The sequence below is a fragment of the Faecalibacterium sp. An192 genome (assembly GCF_002160175.1).
Taxonomy (GTDB): domain Bacteria; phylum Bacillota; class Clostridia; order Oscillospirales; family Ruminococcaceae; genus Faecalibacterium.
Map to the genome: position 1 here is coordinate 1 of NZ_NFKB01000117.1, position 2235 is coordinate 2235.

Below are 2235 nucleotides of genomic sequence, written 5' to 3' on the forward strand. Positions count from 1 at the left end.
AGCTTTTGCCGTGCTCATCGAGATAGGTGTAGCGGACGCTGTAGGAGCTGCCGCGTTTGGTGATATATGCCATACTGTGCCTCCTTGATCAAGCGGCCCGGAACAGCCAGGCGTCGAAGCTGTCCTTGGGAATACGGATGCTTCCGCCTACCCGGAGGACACGAAACTCGCCGGTGGTGTTGCAGAAGTTATAAGCGGAGCGCAGGCTGATGGCCAGCATCTGCGCCACTTCCTCCACCGTGTACACGCAAGCTTTCGACTCGGGCTGTTTCAGGTCAGAGATGGGAGACTTGAGGGCATTGTTTTGGGTGACCAACTCCATTGTACCGGGAATGGGGGCACTTGGCAAGGTTTTGATGTTAAAATAATCGTTCTTACAAACATTCTTCATGGCATTTCTCCTTTTTGATTCAAAGTTCTGCGGTATGGTGAGCGGCTTTGGGCTTTGCGTATTCTTCCAAAACTTCCGGCGGTATCCGCTCCAGAATCGCGAGGGCCTCCTGATACTCCCGCTGGAGCTTGGCATCTTTCAGCTGCTTCAACACGCTCTCGTGAGTCGCCTTGTCCAGGGACTCCGAGAGCTTTTTGTTTTTCTTCTTGAGCTTCTCATTCTCGGCCTTGGTACTGGTGAAGGCTGTACTGTACTTTTTCAGCTGTGTCCGCATCTTCTCCACAGCTGGGATATAAACATCCAGCAATTCGGAAATCTCGGCGGCCCGCTTCTTGCCGTTTAAGGGACCGATGCCAGCGAGCAGCTGGTCCAGCTTCTGGCGCTGCTTGGTCAGGCGGGTCATCTCCTTGAAGATACGAGGCGGGATATGGTCGCGGCCCGTCTGGCTGGCGCTCTCGCCGCGCTCCAGGTCGGGGTACTTAACGACCATGTGTTCCCAGAACTTGTCCTGCCACCAGGTCAACTTCTTTTGGTTGCCCACGATCTCCTTGGCGCTGAGTCTGCCATCTGGCGTCAAGGGGACAAAAGAAAGGTGCATATGGGCTGTTTTCTCATCCATATGCACCACGGCAGAAATGATAGTTTCTCTGGATTGGTATTGCTCAAAGAAGCGGAGTGTTTCCTCAAAATACTGCCGGATTTCGGGCAGCTTCTTGCCCTTGAAGAACTCCGGCGTAGCGGTGAACAGGACTTCCACCACCCGAACGCTGTCTTTTCTGGTGCGGCATCCAGCGGCGCTGATCTGGCGCTCAGCCTCAGCCCGGTAACGTTGGGGTGGTTCGATCAGGTGGAAGTTATGCTTGCTGCGGGAGAGGTCAATATCGGGATTGCTGGCGTACTTCTCTTTTCTGCGCTCGTTATGGGCTTCGATGTTGGTGATCTCCGGTCCCTTGTACTTGGCAAAGCGCATGATGGCGTATTGTGGTTGGCTCAAGGACGGCCCTCCTTTTTGGCAACTCAATCGTATTGATGACGGGCATAGTACAGACTCCTTTCTTTTAGGTAGGTGGATGAGCTTCGATTATAAAAGTGGTGCTGGACATTTTGGAGCTGTTGACAAAATATACAAAGGCTATCTCCATATGGTATAATAGAAAAAAGCACGAAAGGGTGGCCAGAATGCAACTCAAAATCCACATGGTGACCATCGAAGATCTCATGCCGCAAGACCACTTTCTAAGAAAGTTGGAGAAAGCGCTTGATCTGTCCTTTGTATACGAGGAAACGCGGCATTTATACAGCCAAAAATACGGCCGCCCACCCATTGACCCGGTTGTCCTTGTGAAATACCTTCTGGTGGGATTCCTATACGGAATCCCCTCTGAACGGCAGATTGAGAAACGAATCGAAACGGATATCGCGCTTCGCTGGTACCTGGGTCTGGATTTGCTGGATCGAGTCCCGGATCATAGTACCATTTCGCAGTTACGCAGAAGAAAGCCGGAATTTCGGAACGTTTTCCGGCGCTTATTCCATGTTGTCGTTCAACAATGTATAGCGGAAGGGCTGGTAACTGGCAAGATTGTAGCGACAGATTCAACCCACATGAAGGCAAACGCTTCAGTATCCTCGGAATGTTTGGTCGAAGTTCAGGAAGGACCTGAAGTTTACTGGGAGAGATTGAACCAGTACGAAGAACAAGGGTTGGAAAAACTGAAGCAGCTAAAGAGAAAGCGTAAGCGCCTCACAAAACAGTGTACTTGACAATAGAAAAAGGACCAGCTAAAGCTGGTCCTTTTTTGTTATTCAAAACAACTGCGCATGTAGTCGCTCCAGGGCATTAG

The 2235-nt window shown here is 51.1% G+C and carries 3 protein-coding genes; 1 reads left to right on the forward strand and 2 read right to left on the reverse strand.

Annotated features, from left to right (window positions below; genetic code table 11):
• Positions 1-88 precede the first annotated feature (88 nt).
• A complete protein-coding gene (locus B5F27_RS16110; RefSeq protein ID WP_087369052.1) occupies positions 89-391 on the reverse strand; it encodes a helix-turn-helix domain-containing protein in 303 nt (100 codons plus the stop codon).
• Positions 392-410: 19 nt separating this feature from the next.
• Positions 411-1361, reverse strand: coding sequence for a MobV family relaxase (gene mobV / locus B5F27_RS16115; RefSeq protein ID WP_343214658.1), 951 nt, complete (start codon positions 1359-1361; stop codon positions 411-413).
• A 209-nt stretch (positions 1362-1570) separates the two neighbouring features.
• On the opposite strand from mobV, the gene B5F27_RS16120 reads away from it, so the two are divergent.
• Positions 1571-2155, forward strand: coding sequence for a transposase (locus tag B5F27_RS16120; RefSeq protein ID WP_144066569.1), 585 nt, complete (start codon positions 1571-1573; stop codon positions 2153-2155).
• Positions 2156-2235: the final 80 nt, after the last annotated feature.

What these genes read in the sequence shown, in the direction of transcription:
- mobV (WP_343214658.1), bottom strand. Translation starts at nt 1,361, where the DNA reads ATGCGCTTTGCCAAGTACAAGGGACCGGAGATCACCAACATCGAAGCC.
- B5F27_RS16120 (WP_144066569.1), top strand. Translation starts at nt 1,571, where the DNA reads ATGCAACTCAAAATCCACATGGTGACCATCGAAGATCTCATGCCGCAA.
- B5F27_RS16110 (WP_087369052.1), bottom strand. Translation starts at nt 391, where the DNA reads ATGAAGAATGTTTGTAAGAACGATTATTTTAACATCAAAACCTTGCCA.